Below are 24,819 nucleotides of genomic sequence, written 5' to 3'. Positions count from 1 at the left end.
AGGTAACCAAATGGCATTGTTAAATGTAGAACAACTTTCGGTACATTTCGGAGACGAAAAAGCACCGTTTCGCGCCGTTGACCGCATCAGTTATAGCGTTGATAAAGGCCAAGTCGTTGGTATCGTGGGTGAATCGGGTTCGGGTAAATCCGTTAGCTCACTCGCGATTATGGGGTTAATTGATTACCCCGGGAAAGTGATGGCTGATTCTTTAAAATTTGATGGGCGTGATTTACTGTCGATCCCTGAAAAAGAACGCAGGCAGATTGTTGGTGCCGATGTGGCGATGATTTTCCAAGATCCTATGACCAGTTTAAACCCTTGTTTTACAGTAGGGTATCAGATCATGGAAGCATTGAAAGTGCATCAAGGAGGGAGCAAAAGTACACGTAAACAGCGAGCTATTGACCTCTTGGATATGGTGGGGATCCCCGACCCACAATCACGTTTAGATGTGTATCCTCATCAGTTATCTGGTGGAATGAGTCAGCGTGTGATGATAGCAATGGCGATAGCGTGCCGGCCTAAGTTATTGATTGCTGATGAACCGACAACAGCGTTAGATGTCACCATTCAAGCGCAAATTATTGAGTTATTGTTGGAATTACAGCAACAAGAAAATATGGCATTGGTGCTTATCACTCATGACCTCGCTTTAGTGGCAGAAGCTGCACATCATATTATTGTGATGTATGCGGGACAGGTGGTTGAGTCAGCCAAAGCGAACGATATTTTTAAACATCCTCGTCATCCTTATACACAAGCGCTACTACGTGCTTTGCCTGAATTTGCGACGAATAAATCACGCTTAGCCTCACTTCCGGGTGTAGTACCCGGGAAATATGATAGGCCTGTGGGTTGTTTATTGAATCCACGTTGTCCGTATGCAACGGAGAAATGCCGTCAAGAAGAGCCAATGTTACAAACCGTTGGTGATCGCCAAGTCAAATGCCATATGCCGCTGGATGATATGGGGAGGCCAACATTATGAGTGACAAACAACATGCTCCATTGCTCAAAGCGGTGGATTTGAAAAAATATTATTCTGTCAAAAGAGGGGTTTTTGCTGCGGAAAAAACCTTGAAAGCATTAGATGGCGTTTCTTTTGAGCTAGAAAGAGGCAAAACATTGGCAGTGGTTGGAGAATCGGGTTGTGGTAAATCGACATTAGGTCGTTTATTAACCATGATTGAGCAACCCTCTGAGGGCGAGTTGTATTACCAAGACCAAAACTTGTTAGTAAAAGATAAGTCTGCGGAGAAACTGCGTCGTCAAAAAATCCAAATTGTGTTTCAAAACCCTTATGGCTCTTTAAACCCTCGTAAAAAGGTGGGGCAAATTTTGGAAGAGCCGCTATTGATTAATACTTCACTCTCGAAAGAGCAGCGCAAAGAAAAAGTATTATCTATGATGGCAAAAGTGGGTTTAAAAACAGAACACTATAGCCGGTATCCTCACATGTTTTCTGGTGGGCAGCGTCAGCGTATCGCGATAGCGCGGGGTTTAATGCTTGACCCTGACATCGTGGTTGCAGATGAACCGGTTTCCGCGCTGGATGTTTCTGTTCGTGCTCAAGTATTAAACCTGATGATGGATTTACAGCAAGATCTAGGCTTGTCTTATGTCTTTATTTCACATGATTTATCGGTGGTAGAGCATATTGCTGATGAAGTCATGGTGATGTATTTAGGCCGCTGTGTGGAGAAAGGGACAAAAGAGCAGATTTTTAATAACCCTCTTCACCCTTATACCCAAGCGTTATTATCAGCGACACCAAGGTTGAACCCAGACGCTCGGCGCGAACGTATTAAGTTAACAGGAGAGTTACCAAGCCCTTTAAACCCACCACCGGGATGTGCATTTGCAGCGCGGTGCCGTAGAGCATTTGGCCAATGTACTCAATTCCAGCCAACATTGAAGGAATATGACCAACAGTTGGTTGCGTGTTTTGCGGTTGATGAAGATGAAAAACAGACGATAACGGTAAGTTAATGTGTGAAACGGTAGAAAGGTTAACTTTCTGCCGTTTTTTATTTCATCATGCCTTTAAATGGCGTTAACATGCTGTTTGTCCTAAATACCCAATCTTTCTTTTTAAACTACTCTTTTGCAGATAAAATCAAGTATACTGGCTGATGTTTCCATTTTCTTTAAAAAGCTGCTTGATTAGAAAGGTTGTGGCCAAATGAATACCCGAGTCCAACGCTCACTAACATTAAAAAGTATGGTCGTATTCTTTATGATTACGTTGCTATCACTTGCGCTTTTTTTAGCTATTCAATTCAGTTACTTAGTTGAGCAACGTAAGCAAGATTATTTAGACCAACTCAGTAACGCTGTAGTACAAATTCAAAAACCATTAACAGATTCATTGCTAAGCTCTGACCTCAACGAAGTTAAACGGCTACTAATAAGTTTAAAGACATCAGGCATTATGGGAAATGCGATTATTACTGTTGATGGTACAACGGTAATGAATCTAAGCTTTGCAACGCCTAAGCCGATACCTAATTGGGTGACTCATTTTGTGGGGATCCCTGTCGAAATGACCGTACCACTGTATGCATACGGGAATGTTGTGTTGCAAGCGAAGCCTCAAGGGTATTTGACATTACAAGTTGACCCGAACCGTGTTTATCGGTTTGCGCTCAATACCCTTGCTTTGATGACGACAACTTATTTATTGTTGGTGCTCATTATTGCTATTGGAATGACGTGGTGTGTCAGCCGGATGATAATAAGGCCACTGCGTAAAATCGCAATTGAGTTACAGACAAATTCTGAAGTTAATCAAATTGCTGTGTCTGAATATCATCGTGACGATGAGCTAGGTTTGCTGGCAAAAGGGTATAATCGTCAAAGAAAACAGCAAAAATCAGACTAAGCCATGAACATGAACTCAGCTTTATGGTCTAATATCGTTATAGTGGTGACAATGAAAAATGGAATAAAGCCAAACTATATCGTTTAACCCGATAAGTTCGCGTTTTTCGTTAATTTATCTGTCGTTATTCGCGGTTAAATATAAAGATATAAAACACATAGGGGTTTACATGCAGGGCTTGAAAGTTCGGTATATCATTGGTGTTGTATTATTCTCAGTCGCGCATTTAGCTGGCGCTGAGCCTTTACAACCTGATCCAGCATGGCAGCAAGGGAAGCTAGAAAATGGCTTTAGCTGGCAATTATTACAAACACCACAACGTCCAAATGACCGTATCCAGCTCAGGTTAGCAATTAAAACAGGCTCATTAACAGAAAAAGCGAGCGAGAAAGGATACAGTTACCTTATACCTAAAATGGCGTTGTTTCATCAAACTGAAGCATTTCCAACCGCAACATTGCAAGAATTCTGGCGCCAGGCCGCAGACCCTGATATGCCAATTCCACCCGCGGTTGTTTCCTATGACTACACTATTTATAGCTTAAGCTTACCAAATAATCGCCCAGACTTAATTAAGCAAGCCCTAAGCTGGCTAGCGACTTCTGTTGCAGGTGCTGAGTACACAGAAACGACATTGCATAACGGTTTGACGGCACAAAATGTCCCAGTTGCAACACTACCTTTAAATGCTAACGACCCTGTTTGGCGAGCGCGTTTAAAGGGTTCAACAATGATGGGATATGACCCTGGCCAAAAACCGAATGGTATTGTCGCTCTTGATAGTGTGAACTCGTTTTATCAAAAATGGTACACACCAGATGTGATGACATTGTATGTTGCGGGCCATGTAGATTCTCGAATGTTATCTGATTCAATCTCACAAACGTTCTCTTCATTAGAAGGTAAGCGCTCTGAACCTGTTTCTGTTGCGGTATTATCAGCAGTAAAACCGCAATCTATTGATATTTTGCAGGAACAACCTGCGCAGGATACGCTTTCATTAATTTGGGACATTGATTGGCTACCCATTAAAGACTCAAATGTTTTACTGCGTTATTGGTCGAGTGATTTAGCGCGTGAGGCTGTCTATCGTTCTCTGCAAAAAGCGTTCAATCAGAAATTTAATCAGGGGGAAGTTGTTCCGGGGCTAGATTGCCGCGTGCAATATCAAAAAGCCAGTTGCACATTAACGGTGACGGCAGCGCCTGAAAAAATGGAAGCGGTGACAGATATCGTCGCGAATGAACTTGCATCGATTAACCAAAATGGTATTGCTGCTGAGTTATTTGACGACATGCTCAAAGAAAAACAGGTGCAGTTATCGCAATTATTTGCCGCCTACGCGCGTACGAGTACCGATGTTTTGATTAGCCAACGTCTGATTTCCCAACAAAATGGGGTGGTTGATATTGCTCCTGAACAGTACCAACGCTTAAGGCAAGCTTTCTTGGCATCACAAAGCCTTGAGCAGGTGAATATGGAAGCCCGTCGGTTATTATCTCAAGAGGCCGCTTTTGTATTAGCGCAGCCAAAAGATAAACAAATGATGGATGCAGAACAAATTCGCCAGAAATTTACCAAGGTGCTATGGCCGCAAATTGCCGCTCCAGCATCAACAGAAGTGGCTCCGGCTGCACCTGTTGCAGAAAAGCCAGCCGCACAATAAGTGAGTAAGAATAGAAATATGAAAGATAGCTATTGAATGATTCAGTGGCTATCTTTTAATTTAATGTTATTGGCTTAATAGCGATTCAATCACACAAATTAGCGTTTCTCGTGACTCTTTGTCATCAACAAACCCTGCCGCACAGGTTTTTGCTTCAGGTGCGTAATAGGCGACAGACCCCCAAAAACCCAAATGGGAATACAAGGTGATGCCATTGACAACATTCACCATAATGCCCAATCGATAGTTTTCTGCACCTTCGTGAGACCCCACACTTAGCATCGTCTTTAGTGTATTCGGTGATGAAAAAATATTCCCCTCAAACAGTGCTTCTAAAAATATCGCCATTTGTTTCGATGACATAACTAAGCCACCGCCACCATAGGCATCCATGGAGGCGTGAATATGAGTTCCATCCCATTTACCTAAATATTGACGTGCTCTTGGGGCTGAGTCTTGGGATGGTTGTTCTAATGATTCCCAATAGGCGCTTTCAAGACCAATAGTGTCGAAATGCAAAAGTTCCCTAACTGCTAGGCCAAGGGATTTGCCCGTAATTCGTTCAATAATATCACCGAGCAAAATATATCCAGTATCTGAATAGATAAAGGATTCAGAAGGCGAAAATGTTGGAAACTGTTTATGCATGTACATTTCGACTTGTTCGGTTCGGCTCCAAACATAATTAGGTTGTTTAAGAACGGCTTTGAGGTAGTCACCATCTGCATGGTCTAGTAGGCCACTGCTGTGTTCTAGTAAATGGCGGATAGTGATAGCGTGAGTGTTATATTGGCGACTGAGTAGCGCATTATACTGTGGGTCAATATATTTAGATATTGCATCATCAATACTGAGTTTTCCCATTTCAGTAAGGCGTAAAATTGCAGCGGCGGTAAATGTCTTTGTATTACTGGCAATTCGCAGCGGTGTATCAACAGTGAGAGGCATACCTTCAATATCCGCCCCTCTAGCACAGAAGGTATTCACGCTATTTTTGGTTTGATTATGGTAGTAAAGGACGACACCACAAGTTAAATTTTCGAGCTGTTGAATAGGGAGGGTCATAATAATCTCATTGTTAAATGATTAAGATGCATGCCATCTTAATCATATTTATACAATTCAATGTACGCTTTAAATGCGCTTAAAGGAATAATATGGCGACCACATGATGGCAAGTGTTTTTTCTTTTTATATAAATTTGGTGCTATGTTTATCTTCAATATAAGAACATAAAATGTACCCGGACATTGAAGTAAAGGAAAGAACATGAACAACTCGAATACATTTCTACAACGGTTAGGTTTGCGTTATCCCATCATACAAGCCCCGATGGCGGGTGTTTCTACTCCAACACTAGCTGCTGCGGTCTCAGAGGCGGGTGGGCTTGGCTCGCTTGGCTTAGGCGCAAATTCAGTGGAACAGGCTCGCCAATTGATTACTCAAACGCAAGCACTGACAAGTAAAGCATTCAATGTCAATTTATTCTGCCATTTACCGGCTAAACGTTACCCTGCTAATGAACAGGGATGGATCCAGTATTTAGCACCTTATTTTGCTCAATTTAATGAGACTCCCCCTGCTTATCTCAATGAAATTTATCAAACTTTTTTAGATAACTCAGAAATGTTATCGATGTTACTCGAAACAAAACCTGCAGTAGTGAGTTTTCATTTTAATATTCCATCCACCGAGGTGATACAGCAATTCAAGCAACACGGTATCTATACCATGGCGACAGCTACGAATTTGTACGAAGCCCAACAAGTTGAATTGGCTGGAATTGACGCGGTAGTTGCACAAGGTATTGAGGCGGGAGGGCATCGAGGCATATTTGATTTGCAATCTTTAGATGAGGAACTCACCACTTATGAATTAGTGACATTAATCTCTCAACATATTGATTTACCAGTAATTGCAGCGGGTGGCATGATGGATGGGCAAGCTATCAATATGGCTTTAGAGTGCGGTGCTGCTGCCGCGCAATTAGGAACGGCATTTTTGCTTTGTCCTGAATCTGCTGCGAATGCAGGCTATCGGGCTAAGATCAAACAGCAAACTGGGGATCTCACTCAACTCACTTCTGCGATTTCAGGACGCCCAGCGAGAGGGATTATTAATCAATTTATTCAAGTAGGTAATGGCTACGAGACAAATAAATTACCTGATTACCCATTAGTTTATGATATTGGTAAGCAACTTAATGCGGCGGCAATGAAGTCAGGTAGCGATGAGTTTGCGACATATTGGGCGGGGCAGAGTGTGGCGAAAGCTCGCGAGATGCCAGCGTCTTTATTGGTTAGAACGTTAGCGGAAGAAATGAAACGCTAGTTTTAAGCGAGGTAGGGCGGGTTAACATCACCGCCCTCAATAAGTTGCTATTTAATCATTCCGTTATCCAATGAACCTTTTGGCTCATCAGTCGCTATCCAAGCTGCACAAAATAAAGTTAAACGCGCAAAGAAGTAGAAGAAGGCCATTAGCCCAAGGACTGAACCAAATGCGGCTCCAGAAGGCGATGAAGCAAGGTTAGGTAAAATCCAAGTCATAATGGATTTAATAATTTCAAACCCAATAGCCGCCAGCAAAGTGCCTTTAAATAGCGATCTACGACGGTGTTGCATACGCGGTAGGATCCAAAAAATCCATAAAAATAATAGGAAGTTGGCTGTAATTGATATAGTTAAGCCAATTAGTGTCCAAGCAGGTTTAAGCCATTCTATACCGTCTAGCCCAAGAGTACTGACAATCGTCGCCTGTGCAGAACCAGCAACAGAAGTCAGGGTAATTGTCACAATTAAGGCAATAAGTAGACCAATTAAAGCAAAGAAGTCGCGAATGTAGCGGAAAATAATATTTTCCTGTTCATCTTCATTACGTTCCCATACAGAACGTGATTGTGCCAAAATAGCCAAGCGTAAGTTATTAACCCAATTAACGCCTGAGTATACAGCTAAGGCTAGCCCGGTTAATCCAACTGTTGTACGTTGACGTATTGCAGTATCGATTGTTCTTTCTAATGTATTTGCGAGTGTAGGGTCAGTAATATTTGCAGAAATTCCACGAACTAATTTTTCAAGTAGTTCAGGATTGCTGGCTAATACAAAACCGGCAGCAGCGAATGAAAACATTAAAACAGGAATTAAAGAGAGAAAGGAGAAATAGGTAATTGCAGCCCCAAACTGGTTTCCCATTCGGTCGTTAAAACGTTGCGCGGTACGAATGATATGAGCAATAAAAGGAATCGCACAAATAAAGTTCACAACTCGCATTGAGAAGGTCAATGCTTTTTTACTGCCATCAATACTTTTATTCAGTGTCGCTTTCAGTTTATTGGTATCTTTTTGTTCTTCTTCCTGCGTATTCGACATTTAATCCCCTTTTCCCGCAACTAAAATTGTCTGACTTTTCGACCTATTTAATGCCTATAAATGAATGATATGCACAATACTATAGCTTAAACTGGCCAATAAATTCATCCCAATGACTGTGTTATGAGATAAATAGTCATTGGAATGTTTGTTTAAGGTTAAAGTAACTAATTAATTAATCAGAGGAAAAGGGGCGATAGGCTAAAGAGCATCTTTATAAACTTTCAGCTCAGCTTGGGCCTCTTTTAATTCAGCTTGTGCTTCTGCTAATTTTCTCTCACGCTTTTCAATTTTGCTACGGTCATTACCCTCTAGTTTTTCTTCTTGCAATTCAGCTTCGCGTTCTTGCACTTTTTCTGTTTTCTCTGCTACCTCTTTTTGGCTATCACGGTATAAAGATTCAGGCGTGCAATAACGATTCACATTATCTAATGCTTCTTCTAAGCCTCTTACTCGATGCTGATTTCCATGTTGCTTAGCGTAATTGATTTGTTCTTCGATGCGTTGTTTTTTTATTTCGCAGCCGTTTTGTGTTTTTGCTGCTATTGCTGATGAGCTAGCAAAAAATAAAACACAAGCGCTGGTGGTGATAAGTAACTTATTCATAATTTACCTCTGTTTATTTTTAAATTTGTGTTTAGGATAGCGTTTTCTTTCATTCTGGTCATGTGAATTTTAGCGTGACTATGGTTATGACATTTGTTGCTAAATTTAGCTATAATGAGGCGGAAGAATAAATCCGGTCTATTTTTTATTCAAAAAGGCTATCTTTAAAGAACCTATTTAATAATAGTCATCTTAGTGGCTAATATTGAATTTCCTCAGGAAATAAACGTTACATGTTAAGTTATCGTCACAGCTTTCACGCAGGCAACCATGCCGATGTGCTAAAACACACGGTACAGAGCTTGATCATTGAATCTCTGAAAGAGAAAGAAAAACCGTTTCTGTATATAGATACGCACTCAGGTGCTGGCCGTTATCAATTAACGGGGGAACATGCGGAAAAAACAGGTGAATATCTTGAAGGGATTGCGCGTATTTGGGAGCAACCGGATTTACCTGAGGAATTATTGCCGTACATGAATATTGTGCGCCAACTGAATGATAATGGGCGTTTACGCTATTACCCAGGCTCACCATTATTGGCAAAATATTTATTACGTGAACACGATAAGCTGGTATTAACGGAATTACATTCGAGCGATTATCCGTTATTACGTACGGAGTTTTCACGAGATAACCGCGCGCAGGTTTTCAGGGAAGATGGTTATCAACAACTGAAATCGAAATTACCCCCACAGAGTCGACGTGGCTTTGCGCTAATGGATCCACCTTATGAGATGAAGACGGATTATGAAGCGGTCGTGAAAGGGGTGGTGGAAGGCTATAAACGCTTTGCAACAGGAACATATGCAATTTGGTATCCTGTTGTATTGCGTCAACAAATTAAGCGTATGGTCAATCAATTAGAAGCAACAGGTATTCGAAAAATACTACAAATTGAATTGGCGGTACGTCCTGATAGCGATCAACGTGGAATGACGGCATCCGGTATGATTGTTATCAACCCACCTTGGAAACTTGAGCAGCAAATGAAGAATGTGCTGCCGTGGTTACACAAAACACTCGTTCCTGAAGGTACTGGACATACGTTAGTTGAGTGGATTGTTCCAGAGTAAACTGTATTTTTGATAGGTAATAACGATTAAATTAACAGGTGTTATCTATCGTAAAGCGCTATTTATGCCATGACAATCAATAGCATGATGCGAGAAAATGCATTCATAAATCATTCAATCAATGGGAATAACCAAATTATGAGCAAACATTACGACTATATCGCAATTGGTGGCGGAAGCGGTGGTATTGCGTCGATGAACCGTGCAGCAATGTATGGACAAAAATGTGCCTTAATTGAGGCGAAAGCATTAGGTGGGACTTGTGTTAACGTGGGCTGCGTACCGAAAAAGGTGATGTGGCATGCAGCACAAATCTCGGAAGCTATTCGCAATTATGGTCCTGATTATGGTTTTGATGCGACAATTAATCGTTTTGATTGGAAAACACTTATTGATAGTCGTACTGCTTATATTGACCGCATTCACCAGTCTTATGACCGTGTTTTAGGCAATAATAAAGTTGATGTCATCAATGGTTTTGCACGTTTTATTGACGCCCATACTGTTGAGGTAAATGGTGAAACCTACACCGCAGACCATATTTTGATTGCAACTGGCGGGCGCCCTGTGATCCCTGCTATCCCAGGGGCAGAATATGGAATGACTTCTGACGGTTTCTTTGAACTTGAAGCATTACCAAAACGTGTTGCAGTCGTGGGCGCTGGCTATATTGCTGTTGAGCTCGCGGGTGTATTAAATGGTTTAGGTGCAGAGGCGCATTTATTTGTACGTAAACATGCACCACTGCGCTCATTTGACCCACTGATTGTCGAAACATTAGTGGAAGTCATGAATACGGAAGGCCCTAAACTGCATACGGAATCAATTCCAAAAGAAGTCGTGAAAAATGCAGATGGCTCACTGACGTTAAAACTGGAAAATGGTCAAGAACAAACCGTCGATGCATTAATTTGGGCTATTGGTCGTGAACCAATGACAGATAACCTGAATATTGAAGCCACAGGCGTCGCACTGAATGAAAAAGGTTATATCAAGGTTGATAAATACCAAAATACCAATGTACCGGGTGTCTATGCAGTTGGTGATAACACTGGTGCCGTTGAGTTAACCCCTGTTGCGGTTGCTGCGGGTCGTCGTTTATCTGAACGTTTATTTAATAATAAACCGGATGAACACTTAGATTACAGTAATATCCCAACGGTGGTGTTCTCACACCCACCAATTGGTACTGTCGGTTTAACTGAGCCAGAAGCGATTGAAAAATATGGTGCTGATAAAGTGAAATGCTATAAGTCATCTTTCACAGCCATGTATACCGCCGTCACTTCGCATCGTCAGCCTTGCCGTATGAAATTAGTTTGTGTTGGTGAAGATGAAAAAATCGTGGGTATCCATGGTATTGGTTTCGGAATGGATGAAATCTTACAAGGCTTTGCGGTTGCATTAAAAATGGGCGCAACCAAAAAAGACTTCGATAATACTGTCGCTATTCACCCGACAGCGGCAGAAGAATTCGTGACCATGCGTTAAGTATTGGTTATTTAAATTAAAAGCTAAGTTCATTTGAGCTTAGCTTTTTTTTGGCATTATTTTGTCAACAGTTCTGCAATCGCAGGAATAGTCGCTAAGCTATCAAGGTATTTTTGCATCGCAGGGGTGGTTTCCATGATTTGGTATTTGACTAAAAACATCACAAATGCACCGACATACACATCGACAGCAGTAAATTGCTCACCACAAATAAACGGTTTAGCATTGTTTAAACCGATTTCTAAGCAGGCCATTGTGCGTTCGACAGAGCCAAAGCCAGATGATTTTTGCTGCTCTTCATCTAATTGAATCCCTAAGTTATTGATAGTGAATGCGGATTCAATGGGCCCAGCAGTAAATAGGAACCAGCGATAATAATCTGCACGTTTAGGGTCATTCAATGCAGGCGCTAAGCCTTTTTCAATAAATTTATCGGCTAGATAGAGACAAATTGCCGCCGTTTCCGTCACAATCGCATCACCATCAACAAGTGCGGGAACTTTCGCCATCGGATTAATTGCAAGATATTCAGCCGTATGCATATCTGCACCATAACCTAATTCAATACGCTTGTAAGGAACGTCTAAAATTTTTAATAGTAGGTCGACTGTGTTACCACGTGACATTGAATTAGTAAAAAGAACCAGTTCGCTCATGGTGATTTCCTTATATGAAGTTGAACGCTTACTATAAGGGAGCTGAGTGTCAGAAATTGTCAGGAGAGACGCACAATACTTCTTTTTGCCAGCGTTCTAGCAGGTAGTTTTTTGGATAAGGGAGTTTGTCAGTAAGAGCACAATAAGATTGAATGCGGTCTAAACGAAAGTGGCGGTAACTTTTCCGTAATTCACACCAAGCAGCCAGTACTTGTGAATCTTTCATATAACCAATCGCAATTGGCCAAATAATTCGTTCACTAGGCTGGTTTTGTCCGTCAAGATAAGTCATTTTGGCTTTGCATTCTTCTCGTAAACTTAAACGTAAGTCTTTAACGATGATGTCGTTAATTTCATAGAAATGTGTGGTAGGTGCAAATAAGGTATTTTGATTTAGGATTTTCTGTGAATGACCTGCTACTACGGCATTAATTTTACTTATTGCCCGTATTGCGGAGTTTTTTAGTTCGGTGTCTGCATTACTTTTTACCCAACGTAAACCTAATGTTAAGGCTTCAAGTTCATTTTCATCGAAAGCTAAAGGCGGTAATAACAGACCCGTTTTTAATTGGTAGCCAATACCGGCTTCCCCGATAATTTCAGCACCCTGGTCACGTAGAGATTCAATATCTCGATAGATAGAACGCACGCTGACTTGCAGTTGTGATGAAAGTGCTTCAGCGGTAATAGGGTAGCGATTCTCTTTGAGTATCTGCAATAAGGTCAGTAAACGTTGAGTACGAGTCATGAGCGTCTTTAGGTTATTTTTAATGAATTTAAACCGCGCTTATTTGCGCCAAAAAATAAACGCAGTATTAGGGAGTTATTGACTTTTTTGCCACCAAGACACAATGTAATCAGCGATTTGCTCCGGGTTATTGATATCTAATTGCGGCACGTGAGTATCAATGATTTCATTACTTGCAACAGCAACCACATAGTTATCTATCAAGCCATTAAGGGGTTTACCCACCTCAGAGCGAAACAACGCGATTTTATCGATCGTTTCATGTTTAAATCCTTCAACGAGGATCAGATCTAATGATGAGGGATCGAAACGGCTGGCTAAATAGCGTAGATCCATTTCATTAGCGTCGGGGGTCTCAGTCATTAATGCCCAGCGTTTTTCACTAGCAACGAGTGTTTGGTCTGCACCTGCCTTACGTAATTCAAAGCTGTCTTTGCCCGGTTTATCCACTTCCATGTCATGGTGAGTGTGCTTAATTAAACCAACGCGAACATTACGTTTGCGAAGTAACGGGATCACTTTTTTTAATAATGTTGTTTTGCCAGTGCCGCTATAAGCGGTAATGCCAAGTAGAGGTAGCGTATTGTGATTCATGGCTATTTTCGTTGCCGCTCCCATAGACGGCTATCTTCCAGAGTATTTAAATTAATAAACGTGTCAGATTCTGACGTAAAAATGATACCTTTTGCGTCGATTTCACGCATAAATAGCATCAGTTTGCGATCGCCTCTTGCAAGGTAATCATCAAGGCGAGTTTTAAGCGAGTTGTGCAGTAAAGCGAATGTTGGATGTTCTCGTTCATTATCTTGTGCGTAACAGGCAAGGTGAGTGCCTTTCTCACTAAACATTTTTTTAGCTAAATTAAGTGGAAAATCAGGAACGTCACAAGGTACAAATAGCAACCACTCTGTCTTAGCATAGTGTAGTGCAGCTTGCATTCCAGCGAGTGGACCGGAAAAATCGTGATTTAAATCAGAAATAACGGTCAACTGGCTCTCTCGATAACGCGCTTGATTGCGGTTTGCATTGATGATGACTTGGCCCACTTGGGGGCTTAAACGCGCTAAAATATACTGGTAGAGTGGTTTACTGAGTAAAGGGACTAAGCCTTTATCTTGCCCACCCATTCTGCTTCCTCGGCCGCCTGCAAGTATGACACCGGTTATTGACTGACGAAATGACATGTTCAATATCCTTGAATATCTTCAAGAAAATGTTTCAACATTCCGAGAAAACACTTTCGAGTATAGTAATTACTAAAATTTATTCTATTTTGCTATAAAATCAATGAATATTCCTGCGTATTGCAGTTAAACTTTACGTAGATTGACAACAGTTAGCTTTTTCTCTTGTATGATTATTGGTAACTTGTATCGAATATTCGTGATAAAGGAATAAACATGAAATGCCATCGCTTAAATGAAGTTATTGAGCTTCTGCACCCTGTCTGGAAAGATAATTCAGATTTAAACTTGGTTGAATTATTGCAAAAACTGGCTGACGAAGCAGGTTTTAAAGGCAGTTTATCTGAGTTAACAGATGATGTGCTGATTTATCATTTAAAAATGCGTGGCTCGGACAGCAATGAAGCGATCCCAGGTTTAAAAAAAGATTATGAAGATGACTTTAAAACCGCTATTTTGCGTGCCCGTGGCATTATTAAAGATTAAAACGCGATGGATCAAATAGAACATTCGAATTTCCATTTTAGTGGAATTTCCCCTGACTTAATTTTAGACGCCTTAATGGAAGTCGGGGTTTACCCCGAATCTGGGCTGCTTGAATTAAATAGCTACGAAAATCGAGTTTATCAGTTTCAAGACGAAAATCGGCAACGCTATGTGGTTAAATTTTATCGTCCCGAGCGTTGGAATCGTTCACAAATTCAAGAAGAACATGATTTCACTTTAGAGCTTCAAGATGAAGGGTTATCTGTAGCTGCACCTCTTGAATTTGCAGGGCAAACGGTATTGGAATTTGGTGGGTTTATATTTGCAATTTTTCCGAGTGTCGGCGGCAGACAATATGAAACAGATAACTTGTTTCAATTAGAAAGTGTCGGCCACTTATTAGGGCGTATACACCAAATTGGTCAGCGTAAAAATTTTGCATTTCGTCCGACAATAGGTCTCGATGAATATTTGGCACAACCTCGCCAAGTGATAGCATCGAGTCCTTTAATTGCAGAACGTTATAAGTCCCAATTTATAGAGTCATTAGATGCATTGATTGCACAAGTAAAATTGCAGTGGCCTAGCTCAATTTCATCTATTCGTTTACAAGGTGATTGCCACCCAGGCAATATTCTATGGCGTGATGAAGCTTGGCTGGTGGATTTTGATGACGCCCGAAACGGGCCTGCAATTCAAGACCTTTGGATGCTACTTAATGGCTCTCGCCAAGAACAAGTCATTCAATTGGATACGTTGTTAGAAACGTATAATGAGTTTTGTGATTTTGATGTAAAACAGCTGAAGCTTATTGAACCTCTTAGGGCAATGCGTATGGTACATTATCTCGGGTGGATTATCCGTCGTTGGCAAGACCCAGCATTTCCTCGAGCATTTTCTTGGCTACAAGCTGATGATTTTTGGCAAAAACAATCGCTCGAATTTAATCAACAGATTGAACGGTTGCAAGACGCCCCTTTGCAGTTAACCCCTCAGTTTTAACTTTTAAGTTTTTGTTTTTGGAGAATGTAGTCTATGAAAAAAATTATGTTGGCTTTGCTTGGTATTGCCATGTCTTTTAGTGCTGCAGCGGCAAACTACACGGAAGGTAAAGAGTATACTGATGTTAAAGCTGTACCGAATTTGCCACAAGTTCTGGAGTTCTTCTCATTTTATTGCCCACACTGCTATCAATTTGAGAGCGTGTATAAAGTGCCTCAAACCGTAGAGAAAAACTTGCCAGAAGGCGTGAAAATGGAACGTTATCACGTTGATTTTCTCGGTCCTTTAGGTGCTGATTTAACCCAAGCTTGGGCTGTTGCGATTGTCCTGAAAGCAGAAGACAAAGTGACGCCTATTTTGTTTGAAGGTATCCAAAAAACGCAAACTATCAACAGCAAAGCAGATATTCGTAATGCCTTTATCAAAGCCGGTATTTCTGGTGAAGAGTATGATGCAGCTTTAAATAGCTTCGTTGTAAAATCTATCGTTGCGAAACAGCAAAATGCAGCGCAAGACTTAAAACTGCGCGGTGTTCCTGCATTATTTGTTGATGGTAAATACCAAGTTCGTAATAACGGTATCTCAGTTGATAATGCCGCTGATTATGGCAAAGAGTTCTCTAACGTTGTGAACTTCTTAGTCAGTAAAAAATAATCGCAAATAGACGGTGGTAAATTTGCCATCGTCTTTTTTCTCCTATCAATATCCACAATTCTAAGACATTCTCTAAGCTGTATTAAATTCACTCAATCTTGTGCTAACCCTTTGATTTTACTTTCCTGTTTTTACTCTCGGTTATCGTATTACTTATTGAATTTACGGAATAACATAATTTTACACACAAGGTTATCCACAGGATATTAGTCACGCATTTAGTACATTGGTGTGATTAAGTTAATTGTAAATAATAATTTTAACTAATCTTAATAAATAATGTATTTAAAATCGTGAATGATTTGGTGTGCTTTTAACAACGCGATTAAGCGGAATATAAAACTTGGGATGTATCTGAGGCGACATTATGGCATCCTATTAGCATTCGTTCCTGACTAAAAGATGATGACAGATTATGGCTCAGATTGCAGAAAACCCCCTTATTTTGGTTGATGGTTCCTCTTACCTATACCGTGCTTATCATGCATTCCCTCCACTGACCAATAGTGCTGGTGAGCCTACAGGGGCAATGTATGGCGTGCTCAATATGCTACGTAGTTTAATTATGCAGTATAAACCTAGCCATGTAGCGGTTGTCTTTGATGCGAAGGGAAAAACATTTCGTGATGAATTGTTCGAAAGCTATAAGTCTCATCGCCCACCGATGCCTGATGACTTGCGCGCTCAAATCGCCCCATTGCATGAAATGGTGGAAGCGATGGGGTTGCCTTTGCTTGTTGTTTCTGGGGTAGAAGCCGATGACGTCATCGGAACATTAGCCTGTGAAGCAAGCCGAAAAGGTATGCCAGTGTTAATCAGTACGGGCGATAAAGATATGGCACAATTAGTTGAGCCTAATATTACGCTCATTAATACCATGAATAACACTATTCTAGGGCCTGATGAAGTCAAAGAAAAATATGGTGTCCCGCCTGAGCTTATTATCGATTTCTTAGCACTAATGGGCGACTCATCAGACAACATTCCCGGCGTGCCTGGTGTGGGCGAAAAAACAGCGCTAGCCTTACTGCAAGGTATTGGTAGCTTAGAAGCAATTTATAATGACCTTGAAGCTATCGCTCCATTAGGTTTTAGAGGCTCTAAAACTTTAGCCCCTAAAATGGCTGAAAACCGTGATGTTGCTTTTTTATCATATCAATTAGCGACGATTAAAACGGATGTTGAGCTGGAAAAAACCTGTGAAGAGTTACAAGTTGCTCAGCCAGATGTGGATAAGTTACATCAATTATTCAGCCGTTATGAATTTAAACGTTGGTTAACGGATGTTGAAAATGGGACATGGATGGAGGGGAAAGGCACAAGTACAAAAGTGAGCCCAACGCCAGCAATGTCAGCTGCCAAGCCATCAACCCCAACAACGCCAACATTGAGTGCTGAAAATTACCAAACGATTTTAGAAAAAGCAGATTTAGAGCGCTGGGTTGAGAAACTGAGCAAGGCATCATTATTTGCTTTTGATACTGAAACCGATAGCTTAGATACCCAAGAAGCCCGTTTAGTGGGCATGTCATTTGCAATTGAGCCAGGACATGCTGCTTATTTGCCATTAGGCCACGATTACCTTGATGCGCCAGTACAACTCCCTCTAGAAGAAGTTTTGGACGTTATGAAACCTTTACTTGAGAGTGAAAAAATTCTCAAAGTTGGCCAGAACTTGAAATATGATGCAGAAGTTCTTGAAAACTACGGTATTGAATTAAAAGGTATCGGTTATGACACCATGCTGGAATCGTATGTGTTAAATAGTGTTGCGGGGATGGGGCGCCATGATATGGACAGTTTGGCCGATCGCCATTTAAACCACAAAACTGTGAGCTTTGAAGAAATCGCGGGTAAGGGCAAAAAACAGCTGACATTTAATCAAATTGCCTTAGAAGAAGCGGCTAATTATGCAGCAGAAGATGCAGATGTCACGTTATTACTGCACCAAGCGTTATACCCACAATTAGAAGCGGAGCCAAAGCTTAATCATATTTTCCAAAATATTGAAATGCCACTTGTGCCAGTGTTAGTTCGCATGGAGCGCAAAGGTGTTTTAATTGACGCAAATGTGCTTGCTGCGCAGTCAAAAGTGATTACTGCCCGTTTAGCTGAGCTGGAAAAAGAGGCTTTCGAACTTGCGGGGGAAGAATTTAACCTCGCTTCACCAAAACAATTGCAAACGATTTTATTCGAAAAATTACAATTGCCAGTGATAAAGAAAACGCCAAGTGGGGCAGCGTCGACGAATGAAGAAGTGCTTGAAGAATTGGCGCTGAATCATGCATTGCCAAAATTGTTGCTTGAGCACCGTAGTTTAGCCAAATTAAAATCCACGTATACGGATAAACTGCCTCTGATGATTAACCCGCGTACTCAGCGTGTTCATACTTCTTACCACCAAGCTGTCACAGCAACAGGGCGTTTGTCTTCTCGGGATCCTAACTTACAAAATATCCCAGTTAGAACTGAAGAGGGGCGCCGGATCCGCCAAGCCTTTATTGCTCGTGAAGGCTACAAAGTGATGGCGGCGGACTACTCGCAAATTGAATTACGTATTATGGCGCATTTATCTCAAGATAAAGGCCTATTAACTGCGTTTGCGGAAGGGAAAGATATCCATAAAGCAACGGCCGCTGAAGTCTTTGGTGTACCACTGGAACAAGTCACCAGTGACCAACGCCGTAGTGCTAAGGCAATTAACTTCGGGCTTATCTATGGCATGAGTGCGTTTGGCTTAGCACGTCAATTAGGGATCCCTCGTGGTGAAGCTCAGCGCTATATGGATCTCTACTTTGAACGCTACCCTGGTGTATTGCGTTATATGGAAAACACACGCTTACAAGCGTCTGAACAAGGTTATGTAGAGACCCTCGAAGGTCGCCGTTTATATCTGGCAGATATTAAATCCAGTAATGGGATGCGCCGTAAAGCCGCAGAACGTGAAGCGATCAACGCACCAATGCAAGGAACTGCAGCGGATATCATTAAAAAAGCCATGATTGCTGTTGATAATTGGCTGCAAACCGAAAAACCACATGCAGATATGCTAATGCAAGTTCACGATGAATTGGTTTTTGAGGTCAAAGAGTCTGAGTTAGAGCGTGTCCAAGCTCAGGTTCAGTTGTTAATGGAACAAAGCATGAAGCTGGATGTACCATTAAAAGTGGATGTGGGGATAGGCGATAACTGGGATGAAGCCCATTAATTTTTAATAATATTGAATCTACAAAACCTCCAATACGTTATTGGGGGTTTTTTTATGTTCAAGCGAAGGCATAACAGATAATTATGCATTTGAAATTATTTACTAGAAATTTAGTATAACTCTGCAGTAAATCAATTATTTTTTGGTGAAACCCTAGGAAATGGATAACATTTTTATGCGACATGCATCTCATAAATATGTAATTAAAATCCGTTTTTTATCTTATTTTATTCATGTTATCGTGCTGAATCGTAGACAGCTTTGAAAAAAAATTACAAAAAGGCTTTTTTTCGAGCGAAAAATAAAGTACATTAATAGGCGTAGGGTACAGAGGTAAGATGTTCTATCTTTCAGACCTTTTACTTCACGTAATCGGATTTAGCTGAATATTAGCTGCTCCAGTCAAGTATTTGACTGGAGCATTTTTTTATCTAAAATTCAGCGAATTAGAAGATATGAGGGCGTAATGAGCCATTTCTGGCTCACTGCAAAAGGAATCAAGCCGGTGTGTTATACCAACTATCTAGCTTAATGCGGAGTTTATCGACACCAATCTTTTTCAGTGCTGAAAAGTATTCGACTTCAATATCCCCTTCAAGTGGAGCAAGTGTTTGACGCACTTCCATTAACTGTTTCTTTCTTGCTCCAGAAGCCAATTTGTCTGCTTTAGTGAGTAAAACCAGAACTGGCACATTCATTGCGACAGACCACTCAATCATTTGCATATCGAGGTCTTTTAATGGATGACGGATATCCATTAATACAACAAGCCCCTTAATGCATTCTCTTTTTTGGAGATATTCCCCGAGAGCTTGTTGCCACTTACGTTTCATTTCTTCAGGAACTTCGGCATAACCATAACCTGGAAGGTCAACAAGGCGAACGCCTTCCTCAACTTCAAATAGGTTGATTAGCTGAGTTCTTCCCGGTGTCTTGCTGGTACGTGCTAAGCTTTTTTGCTGTGTTAATGCGTTTAACGCACTGGATTTCCCCGCATTAGAGCGGCCAGCAAAAGCCACCTCAATTCCAGTATCTTTAGGTAGATGACGGATATCGGGCGCACTGATGACAAACTTTGCCATCTGGTAGTTATGATTTTTAATTGCCATTTGTCGTTCTCCCTGAGTTAGCCTCAAAAGGCTCGAGGATTATAGCTTTGCTTAGCGCTTCCCGACAACTCGAAATATCCTCTTAACCGCTTTTCCTTGGTGTCAGGTATTATTTTGTGTGTGTTGTAGCCTGCGAAATTGTAATAATAGAAAAATAACCATTATTAATGACGTTTTTACTGAAATTAGTCTAGAATTTAGCGCATTCGGTGTGTTTTTATTTTTTGGCGTAAATATAGGTAAATCTTCAGCATTCTTGTTGGCTTCACTCTAGAATTGCTTGATTGCAGTTGTAATGAGCTATAACGAAAGGGACCTTACATGTTAAAACGAATTTTTGTGCCACTTTTGGCCATCTGCGCAATGAGCGCATCTTCTCTTGCATTATCTGCGGGTGAAACTTATGTTAAATTAGTCACGTCGGCGGGTGATATCGAATTAGAACTGAATAGCAAAAAAGCCCCTGTTACGACAGAAAACTTCGTTCAGTATGTTAATGAAGGTTATTACAACGGAACCACTTTCCACCGTGTAATCCCAGGTTTTATGATTCAAGGTGGTGGCTTTAATAAAGATTTACAGCAAAAACAAACCCGCGCTCCAATCAAAAATGAAGCGGATAACGGTTTACGTAATTTACGCGGTACTATTTCTATGGCGCGTACTGCAAATAAAGACAGCGCAACGAGCCAATTCTTTATTAATGTAGCTGATAATGCTTTCTTAGACCACGGCCAACGTGACTTTGGTTATGCTGTGTTTGGTAAGGTGGTGAAGGGGATGGATGTTGCAGACAAAATCTCTAAAGTAAAAACGGAAAACGTAGGGCCATACCAAAATGTCCCAGTTGAACCTATTACAATTATTTCTGCTGAAGTGATTAAAAAACCGTAGTAATTAAAAACGACAGTCATTAAAAGCTATCGTGTCGAATACTGTGGGTAGGTTGCTTTAACGTGCCCACTTTTCTTAAAAAAATGTTTTTCCTTCCTCTTTGAGTTTCTCTTTATTAACTATGTTAGCTAAAATGTGTCAGCGCCTGCTGCTTTTTAACAGTCTCTTATTTCATTGTATTTAAAGTAATTCTTAGTCAAAATGCGAGTTTGTTATAGGGATGTAAACATAATCCCATGATTTTTATATGGAAATTTTCTCTGAGAAAAAACAATCATTGACTTAAATAGGCTATTTTCCTGCTTTGGCTGTGCTATGATAGCCGCCCTTATTATTTTTATGGTGTTTTAATCATCGTTCTGATTGCCAACACGATAAAAATATGCATAAGAAAATAATATATAATGATAAAAATCAGTCGGATAGGCTAATATGCTTCTACTTATTGATAATTACGATTCATTTACTTACAACTTATACCAATACTTTTGTGAATTAGGGGCTGAAGTTGTAGTAAAACGTAATGATGAAATTACCATCGAAGAAATTGAACAGCTTTCGCCTACACACCTTGTGATTTCACCTGGGCCATGTACACCGGATGAGGCTGGCATCTCCCTTGAGGCGATAAAATACTTTGCAGGTAAACTTCCCATTTTAGGCATTTGCTTAGGGCATCAAGCGATTGGGCAAGCATTTGGTGCATCGGTCGTTAAAGCGCGAGAAGTCATGCACGGTAAAACTTCTGCCATTCACCATAACCATCAAGGTGTATTCAAGGGCTTAAACCGCCCTTTGACGGTGACACGCTACCATTCTCTGGTGATTGCTGCAGAGACTCTTCCTGTTTCTTTTGATGTATCCGCATGGTCACTGAATAATGGCGATGTTGATGAAATCATGGGAATACGGCACAAAACCTTGCCTATAGAAGGTGTTCAGTTCCATCCTGAAAGTATTCTGAGTGAACAAGGCCATGAATTACTAAATAATTTTCTAAAATATTAATTTAGCAATCGTATTCAGAAAAAATTAATTATGCATATTATGCCCTTTGCTATTGCTCTTTTTTGATTTTTTATTCATATTTAATGCTTATATTTTCATAATTGCATTAAATAAGAGCAGGTGAGGGGTATGTCTGAGCAACCAGTAGTAAATCGGCAAACTTTTGATCAAGTTATGTTGCCTATTTTTTCGCCAGCGGAATTTATTCCAGTTAAAGGCGAAGGTAGCCGCGTTTGGGATCAGCAAGGTAAAGAATATATTGATTTTGCTGGTGGGATCGCTGTTCTTGCTTTGGGGCATTGCCACCCTAGTTTGGTGGCTGCTGTGCGTGACCAAAGCGAAAAGCTATGGCATGTCAGTAATATTTTCACCAACGAACAGGCGTTAAAGTTAGCACAAAAGCTCACAAATGCGACATTTGCTGACCGCGCGTTTTTTGTGAATTCTGGCTCAGAAGCTAACGAAGCTGCGTTTAAATTAGCACGCCGCTACGCTATTACTAAATACAGCCCCTATAAAACTAAGATTATCGCTTTCAAACAAGCTTTCCACGGACGCACATTATTTACTGTTTCGGTCGGTGGGCAAGCAAAATATGCGGATGGTTTTGGGCCAAAACCGGCGGATATTATTCACGTACCATTTAATGACCTTGATGCTGTCAAAGCAGTGATTGATGAAAATACCTGCGCAGTAGTTCTTGAACCAGTACAAGGTGAGGGTGGTGTAACCGCAGCGACAGCGGAATTTCTGCAAGGAGTTCGTAAACTGTGTGATGAAAATAATGCCTTGCTGATTTTTGATGAAGTACAAAGTGGCATGGGGCGTACAGGTAAGTTATTTTCTTATATGCATTACAATGTTGTGCCTGATATTTTAACCACGGCAAAAGCATTGGGTGGCGGTTTCCCTATTAGTGCAATGATCACCATTGAAGAAGTGGCAAAAACCATGGAAGTGGGTTCGCACGGCACCACCTATGGTGGCAACCCCCTAGCGTGTGCAGTAGGTAATGCGGCGTTTGATATTATTAATACTGAGGAAGTATTAAATGGTGTCGAAAAGCGTCGTGAATTATTTGTCGCTCATTTAAATAAACTGAATGATAAATATCACATTTTTTCTGAGATCAGAGGAATGGGGTTATTAATTGGCGCTGAATTAGACGGCAAACTATTGAACCGTTCGAAAGATATCCTGCAAGCTAGTGTAGTAGAAGGTCTGATGATGCTCAATGCTGGCACGAATGTTTTACGTTTTACGCCTTCACTGATTATTTCCGAGGAAGAAATTAATAGCGGCATGGCGAAATTAGAAACGGCGATTGGTAAGTTATTGGGTTAAATTGTAGAGTAAAGTTGCAGAGGCATTTTGCCTCTGCAATAAACATCTTATTGATTAAATTTTTTACTTTTTTACGATACTTTGTTTAGCTTCTAATACTAATTGTTCAATTTTTTTTTCATGTGTTGAAGTCATAACAGCCATTTCTTGGTATTCTTTTTTCAAAACTTCCAGTTTAGCTATTTCTTTATCAAGTTGTTTTATTTTTTTCATTCCACTTGAGTTATCTATTTTATTTCGACGAGAGGGATGAGTATAACCTGTTGAACTATTTCCTTTGGCTAATTGCTCCATTTTTTCTGCCTGTGTTTGTTTTAGTTTTTTAGTTGTCCTATTTTTTTCTTTTTCAGGTAGTCTGGTTTTGTTCGCTTTATTATCTGTAATTTCATTTTTATTTAGATTACTGAAATTTTCACTTATTAATCTAATGTTTTTATTTTTCTCTTGATGTAGAAAGTCATCTGAAAAGCACACTGAATTACCTAAAGAGGGATTGCTATCTGACTGATAACCAGAGGAATTAGAGTTTAAGCTCTCATTGCTCGAATGAAAGTTAGTAAGATGGAGAGTTTTTTTAAAACTATCGTGGCTTAAGCCAAAATTTAAATTTTCATAACTTGGATACGCTGATTCATCTAATGTACCCAAAAAGTAGCTTGGTTCTTCGGTGTAGCTATCCCATTCTAAGTCAATGCACTCTGTTTCTTTATTGTTTTTTTGCATGATGATACTGTTAGCGTCTTTATTATTATAAAATCTAACATGATAGATATCTTCATTTCTTGGTATTGTTTTATTTTTGATAATTAAACTTTGAATTTTGCTAGTAGATTTTATTTTTTCAATAGACTCATGGAAAAAATGTTTTAACTTATTGATACCGAAATCTTTAACTAAAAAATTTTTTTTGGTAGTATTAATTAACTCTGCATTAGAGTTGCTAGTTTTCATAGGAGTATTTTCCAGTTTAATATTTTTTGTTGAATTATTTTCTGTTGTAATATTATTTTTAAAGACATTTGATGGGGAAACCAAATATTCCTCTTGATAAATATAAGGAATTTTGATTTTTCCAACAGGTTGTGAATAAGGGAGTTGGCTTAGCTCGGGTTGTTCTCTCTTGTAAAACTCACAAGTTTTAATAGCGAAATTTACTTTCTTATAACCTCCTGTATTTAATGGATTAATAATATTTAACCCTTCAATAAATGAAAGGTTTTTGGATGTAATTTTTTTATTATCCATATAATTAGGTGAACTTTTTATATTGTTTACTTTAGTATTTAACTCCACGACTAATAATCTCCTAGTAATAGTTTTGTTACCATTATCTTAGTGTGATCATTAGCTAGAAAAATATAAAGAAACGACACTCATTAATGAAAGTATATAAATAGGCTATGGATAAGAAAAAATAACGTTATACCAGAGG

At 40.1% G+C, this 24,819-nt stretch carries 24 protein-coding genes; 15 read left to right on the top strand and 9 right to left on the bottom strand.

The annotated features are described in order from the left end of the window. Nucleotides 1-10 precede the first annotated feature (10 nt). From dppD to PSE60_RS16115, 4 genes are all read left to right on the top strand, one after another. Nucleotides 11-991 carry a dipeptide ABC transporter ATP-binding protein gene (gene dppD, locus PSE60_RS16130; RefSeq protein ID WP_004266046.1) on the top strand — a complete coding sequence of 327 codons (981 nt, stop codon included), beginning with the start codon at nucleotides 11-13 and terminating at the stop codon, nucleotides 989-991. Beyond that, nucleotides 988-1,992 carry a dipeptide ABC transporter ATP-binding subunit DppF gene (gene dppF / locus PSE60_RS16125; RefSeq protein WP_210837218.1) on the top strand — a complete coding sequence of 335 codons (1,005 nt, stop codon included), beginning with the start codon at nucleotides 988-990 and terminating at the stop codon, nucleotides 1,990-1,992. Before dppD ends, dppF begins: the two co-directional genes overlap by 4 nt. Before the next feature lie 193 nt (nucleotides 1,993-2,185). Further along, the gene (locus PSE60_RS16120; protein WP_004266042.1) at nucleotides 2,186-2,884 is read left to right on the top strand and encodes a HAMP domain-containing protein; all 699 of its coding nucleotides are present in this window, start codon (nucleotides 2,186-2,188) and stop codon (nucleotides 2,882-2,884) included. Between the two features lie 169 nt (nucleotides 2,885-3,053). Continuing rightward, complete coding sequence (locus PSE60_RS16115; protein ID WP_272666031.1) at nucleotides 3,054-4,550, top strand: M16 family metallopeptidase; 1,497 nt, start codon at nucleotides 3,054-3,056, stop codon at nucleotides 4,548-4,550. 66 nt (nucleotides 4,551-4,616) lie between these two features. On the opposite strand, the gene PSE60_RS16110 is transcribed toward PSE60_RS16115, so the two are convergent. Next, nucleotides 4,617-5,615: a serine hydrolase domain-containing protein gene (locus PSE60_RS16110; protein ID WP_272666030.1), complete on the bottom strand. Its 999-nt coding sequence runs from the start codon at nucleotides 5,613-5,615 to the stop codon at nucleotides 4,617-4,619. Nucleotides 5,616-5,819: 204 nt separating this feature from the next. On the opposite strand from PSE60_RS16110, the gene PSE60_RS16105 reads away from it, so the two are divergent. Continuing rightward, a complete protein-coding gene (locus PSE60_RS16105) occupies nucleotides 5,820-6,881 on the top strand; it encodes an NAD(P)H-dependent flavin oxidoreductase (protein WP_272666029.1) in 1,062 nt (353 codons plus the stop codon). Between the two features lie 47 nt (nucleotides 6,882-6,928). On the opposite strand, the gene yhjD is transcribed toward PSE60_RS16105, so the two are convergent. Both yhjD and PSE60_RS16095 read right to left on the bottom strand, forming a co-directional pair. Then, complete coding sequence (gene yhjD / locus PSE60_RS16100) at nucleotides 6,929-7,921, bottom strand: inner membrane protein YhjD (protein WP_272666028.1); 993 nt, start codon at nucleotides 7,919-7,921, stop codon at nucleotides 6,929-6,931. 201 nt (nucleotides 7,922-8,122) lie between these two features. Next, nucleotides 8,123-8,527: a DUF1090 domain-containing protein gene (locus PSE60_RS16095; RefSeq protein ID WP_210837226.1), complete on the bottom strand. Its 405-nt coding sequence runs from the start codon at nucleotides 8,525-8,527 to the stop codon at nucleotides 8,123-8,125. A 233-nt stretch (nucleotides 8,528-8,760) separates the two neighbouring features. Here PSE60_RS16095 and PSE60_RS16090 point away from each other — a divergent pair, with 233 nt between their 5' ends. Both PSE60_RS16090 and gorA read left to right on the top strand, forming a co-directional pair. Next, nucleotides 8,761-9,603 carry a 23S rRNA (adenine(2030)-N(6))-methyltransferase RlmJ gene (locus PSE60_RS16090; RefSeq protein ID WP_004266023.1) on the top strand — a complete coding sequence of 281 codons (843 nt, stop codon included), beginning with the start codon at nucleotides 8,761-8,763 and terminating at the stop codon, nucleotides 9,601-9,603. Between the two features lie 138 nt (nucleotides 9,604-9,741). Continuing rightward, nucleotides 9,742-11,094, top strand: a complete 1,353-nt coding sequence (gorA, locus tag PSE60_RS16085; RefSeq protein WP_004266020.1) for a glutathione-disulfide reductase — start codon at nucleotides 9,742-9,744, stop codon at nucleotides 11,092-11,094. A 56-nt stretch (nucleotides 11,095-11,150) separates the two neighbouring features. On the opposite strand, the gene PSE60_RS16080 is transcribed toward gorA, so the two are convergent. The 4 genes from PSE60_RS16080 to mobA form a co-directional block, all read right to left on the bottom strand. After that, nucleotides 11,151-11,750 (bottom strand): glutathione S-transferase family protein, encoded by a 600-nt coding sequence (locus PSE60_RS16080; protein WP_272666027.1) that lies wholly within the window; start codon nucleotides 11,748-11,750, stop codon nucleotides 11,151-11,153. A gap of 49 nt (nucleotides 11,751-11,799) precedes the next feature. After that, nucleotides 11,800-12,498, bottom strand: coding sequence for a helix-turn-helix transcriptional regulator (locus tag PSE60_RS16075; RefSeq protein ID WP_210837231.1), 699 nt, complete (start codon nucleotides 12,496-12,498; stop codon nucleotides 11,800-11,802). 75 nt (nucleotides 12,499-12,573) lie between these two features. Next, entirely contained in the window at nucleotides 12,574-13,092 is a 519-nt protein-coding gene (gene mobB / locus PSE60_RS16070; protein WP_210837232.1) for a molybdopterin-guanine dinucleotide biosynthesis protein MobB, read from the bottom strand. Between the two features lie 2 nt (nucleotides 13,093-13,094). Beyond that, nucleotides 13,095-13,682 carry a molybdenum cofactor guanylyltransferase MobA gene (gene mobA, locus PSE60_RS16065; protein ID WP_272666026.1) on the bottom strand — a complete coding sequence of 196 codons (588 nt, stop codon included), beginning with the start codon at nucleotides 13,680-13,682 and terminating at the stop codon, nucleotides 13,095-13,097. A 216-nt stretch (nucleotides 13,683-13,898) separates the two neighbouring features. Between mobA and PSE60_RS16060 the strand changes: the two genes are divergently transcribed. From PSE60_RS16060 to PSE60_RS20655, 5 genes are all read left to right on the top strand, one after another. Beyond that, nucleotides 13,899-14,168, top strand: coding sequence for a YihD family protein (locus PSE60_RS16060; RefSeq protein WP_004262581.1), 270 nt, complete (start codon nucleotides 13,899-13,901; stop codon nucleotides 14,166-14,168). A 6-nt stretch (nucleotides 14,169-14,174) separates the two neighbouring features. Further along, nucleotides 14,175-15,170, top strand: coding sequence for a serine/threonine protein kinase (locus PSE60_RS16055; RefSeq protein ID WP_247605334.1), 996 nt, complete (start codon nucleotides 14,175-14,177; stop codon nucleotides 15,168-15,170). A gap of 33 nt (nucleotides 15,171-15,203) precedes the next feature. Next, nucleotides 15,204-15,824, top strand: coding sequence for a thiol:disulfide interchange protein DsbA (gene dsbA, locus PSE60_RS16050; RefSeq protein WP_210837234.1), 621 nt, complete (start codon nucleotides 15,204-15,206; stop codon nucleotides 15,822-15,824). A 415-nt stretch (nucleotides 15,825-16,239) separates the two neighbouring features. Then, nucleotides 16,240-19,032 carry a DNA polymerase I gene (gene polA, locus PSE60_RS16045; protein ID WP_272666024.1) on the top strand — a complete coding sequence of 931 codons (2,793 nt, stop codon included), beginning with the start codon at nucleotides 16,240-16,242 and terminating at the stop codon, nucleotides 19,030-19,032. 338 nt (nucleotides 19,033-19,370) lie between these two features. Then, entirely contained in the window at nucleotides 19,371-19,418 is a 48-nt protein-coding gene (locus tag PSE60_RS20655; RefSeq protein WP_438361642.1) for a hypothetical protein, read from the top strand. A gap of 111 nt (nucleotides 19,419-19,529) precedes the next feature. Here the strand turns inward: PSE60_RS20655 and yihA are convergent, their stop codons facing one another. After that, entirely contained in the window at nucleotides 19,530-20,141 is a 612-nt protein-coding gene (gene yihA / locus PSE60_RS16040) for a ribosome biogenesis GTP-binding protein YihA/YsxC (RefSeq protein WP_272666023.1), read from the bottom strand. Between the two features lie 321 nt (nucleotides 20,142-20,462). Between yihA and ppiA the strand changes: the two genes are divergently transcribed. The 3 genes from ppiA (at nucleotide 20,463) to PSE60_RS16025 (ending at nucleotide 23,387) form a co-directional block, all read left to right on the top strand. Beyond that, entirely contained in the window at nucleotides 20,463-21,035 is a 573-nt protein-coding gene (gene ppiA / locus PSE60_RS16035) for a peptidylprolyl isomerase A (RefSeq protein WP_272666022.1), read from the top strand. Between the two features lie 432 nt (nucleotides 21,036-21,467). Then, entirely contained in the window at nucleotides 21,468-22,043 is a 576-nt protein-coding gene (locus PSE60_RS16030) for an aminodeoxychorismate synthase component II (protein ID WP_004265957.1), read from the top strand. Between the two features lie 129 nt (nucleotides 22,044-22,172). After that, a complete protein-coding gene (locus PSE60_RS16025; RefSeq protein WP_272666021.1) occupies nucleotides 22,173-23,387 on the top strand; it encodes an aspartate aminotransferase family protein in 1,215 nt (404 codons plus the stop codon). A gap of 63 nt (nucleotides 23,388-23,450) precedes the next feature. On the opposite strand, the gene PSE60_RS16020 is transcribed toward PSE60_RS16025, so the two are convergent. After that, complete coding sequence (locus PSE60_RS16020; RefSeq protein WP_272666020.1) at nucleotides 23,451-24,680, bottom strand: hypothetical protein; 1,230 nt, start codon at nucleotides 24,678-24,680, stop codon at nucleotides 23,451-23,453. Between the last annotated feature and the right edge of the window lie 139 nt (nucleotides 24,681-24,819).

The organism is Providencia sp. PROV174 (genome assembly GCF_028480685.1).
In the GTDB taxonomy this organism is placed as follows: Bacteria; Pseudomonadota; Gammaproteobacteria; order Enterobacterales; family Enterobacteriaceae; genus Providencia; species Providencia rettgeri.
Note: the sequence above shows the minus strand (reverse complement) of the source record. Positions and strands in the feature narration are given on the sequence as shown.

Bases quoted from the DNA above. Each gene is read 5' to 3' on its own strand.
- dppD (WP_004266046.1), top strand. From the start codon at position 11: ATGGCATTGTTAAATGTAGAACAACTTTCGGTACATTTCGGAGACGAA.
- dppF (WP_210837218.1), top strand. From the start codon at position 988: ATGAGTGACAAACAACATGCTCCATTGCTCAAAGCGGTGGATTTGAAA.
- PSE60_RS16120 (WP_004266042.1), top strand. From the start codon at position 2,186: ATGAATACCCGAGTCCAACGCTCACTAACATTAAAAAGTATGGTCGTA.
- PSE60_RS16115 (WP_272666031.1), top strand. From the start codon at position 3,054: ATGCAGGGCTTGAAAGTTCGGTATATCATTGGTGTTGTATTATTCTCA.
- PSE60_RS16110 (WP_272666030.1), bottom strand. From the start codon at position 5,615: ATGACCCTCCCTATTCAACAGCTCGAAAATTTAACTTGTGGTGTCGTC.
- PSE60_RS16105 (WP_272666029.1), top strand. From the start codon at position 5,820: ATGAACAACTCGAATACATTTCTACAACGGTTAGGTTTGCGTTATCCC.
- yhjD (WP_272666028.1), bottom strand. From the start codon at position 7,921: ATGTCGAATACGCAGGAAGAAGAACAAAAAGATACCAATAAACTGAAA.
- PSE60_RS16095 (WP_210837226.1), bottom strand. From the start codon at position 8,527: ATGAATAAGTTACTTATCACCACCAGCGCTTGTGTTTTATTTTTTGCT.
- PSE60_RS16090 (WP_004266023.1), top strand. From the start codon at position 8,761: ATGTTAAGTTATCGTCACAGCTTTCACGCAGGCAACCATGCCGATGTG.
- gorA (WP_004266020.1), top strand. From the start codon at position 9,742: ATGAGCAAACATTACGACTATATCGCAATTGGTGGCGGAAGCGGTGGT.
- PSE60_RS16080 (WP_272666027.1), bottom strand. From the start codon at position 11,750: ATGAGCGAACTGGTTCTTTTTACTAATTCAATGTCACGTGGTAACACA.
- PSE60_RS16075 (WP_210837231.1), bottom strand. From the start codon at position 12,498: ATGACTCGTACTCAACGTTTACTGACCTTATTGCAGATACTCAAAGAG.
- mobB (WP_210837232.1), bottom strand. From the start codon at position 13,092: ATGAATCACAATACGCTACCTCTACTTGGCATTACCGCTTATAGCGGC.
- mobA (WP_272666026.1), bottom strand. From the start codon at position 13,682: ATGTCATTTCGTCAGTCAATAACCGGTGTCATACTTGCAGGCGGCCGA.
- PSE60_RS16060 (WP_004262581.1), top strand. From the start codon at position 13,899: ATGAAATGCCATCGCTTAAATGAAGTTATTGAGCTTCTGCACCCTGTC.
- PSE60_RS16055 (WP_247605334.1), top strand. From the start codon at position 14,175: ATGGATCAAATAGAACATTCGAATTTCCATTTTAGTGGAATTTCCCCT.
- dsbA (WP_210837234.1), top strand. From the start codon at position 15,204: ATGAAAAAAATTATGTTGGCTTTGCTTGGTATTGCCATGTCTTTTAGT.
- polA (WP_272666024.1), top strand. From the start codon at position 16,240: ATGGCTCAGATTGCAGAAAACCCCCTTATTTTGGTTGATGGTTCCTCT.
- yihA (WP_272666023.1), bottom strand. From the start codon at position 20,141: ATGGCAATTAAAAATCATAACTACCAGATGGCAAAGTTTGTCATCAGT.
- ppiA (WP_272666022.1), top strand. From the start codon at position 20,463: ATGTTAAAACGAATTTTTGTGCCACTTTTGGCCATCTGCGCAATGAGC.
- PSE60_RS16030 (WP_004265957.1), top strand. From the start codon at position 21,468: ATGCTTCTACTTATTGATAATTACGATTCATTTACTTACAACTTATAC.
- PSE60_RS16025 (WP_272666021.1), top strand. From the start codon at position 22,173: ATGTCTGAGCAACCAGTAGTAAATCGGCAAACTTTTGATCAAGTTATG.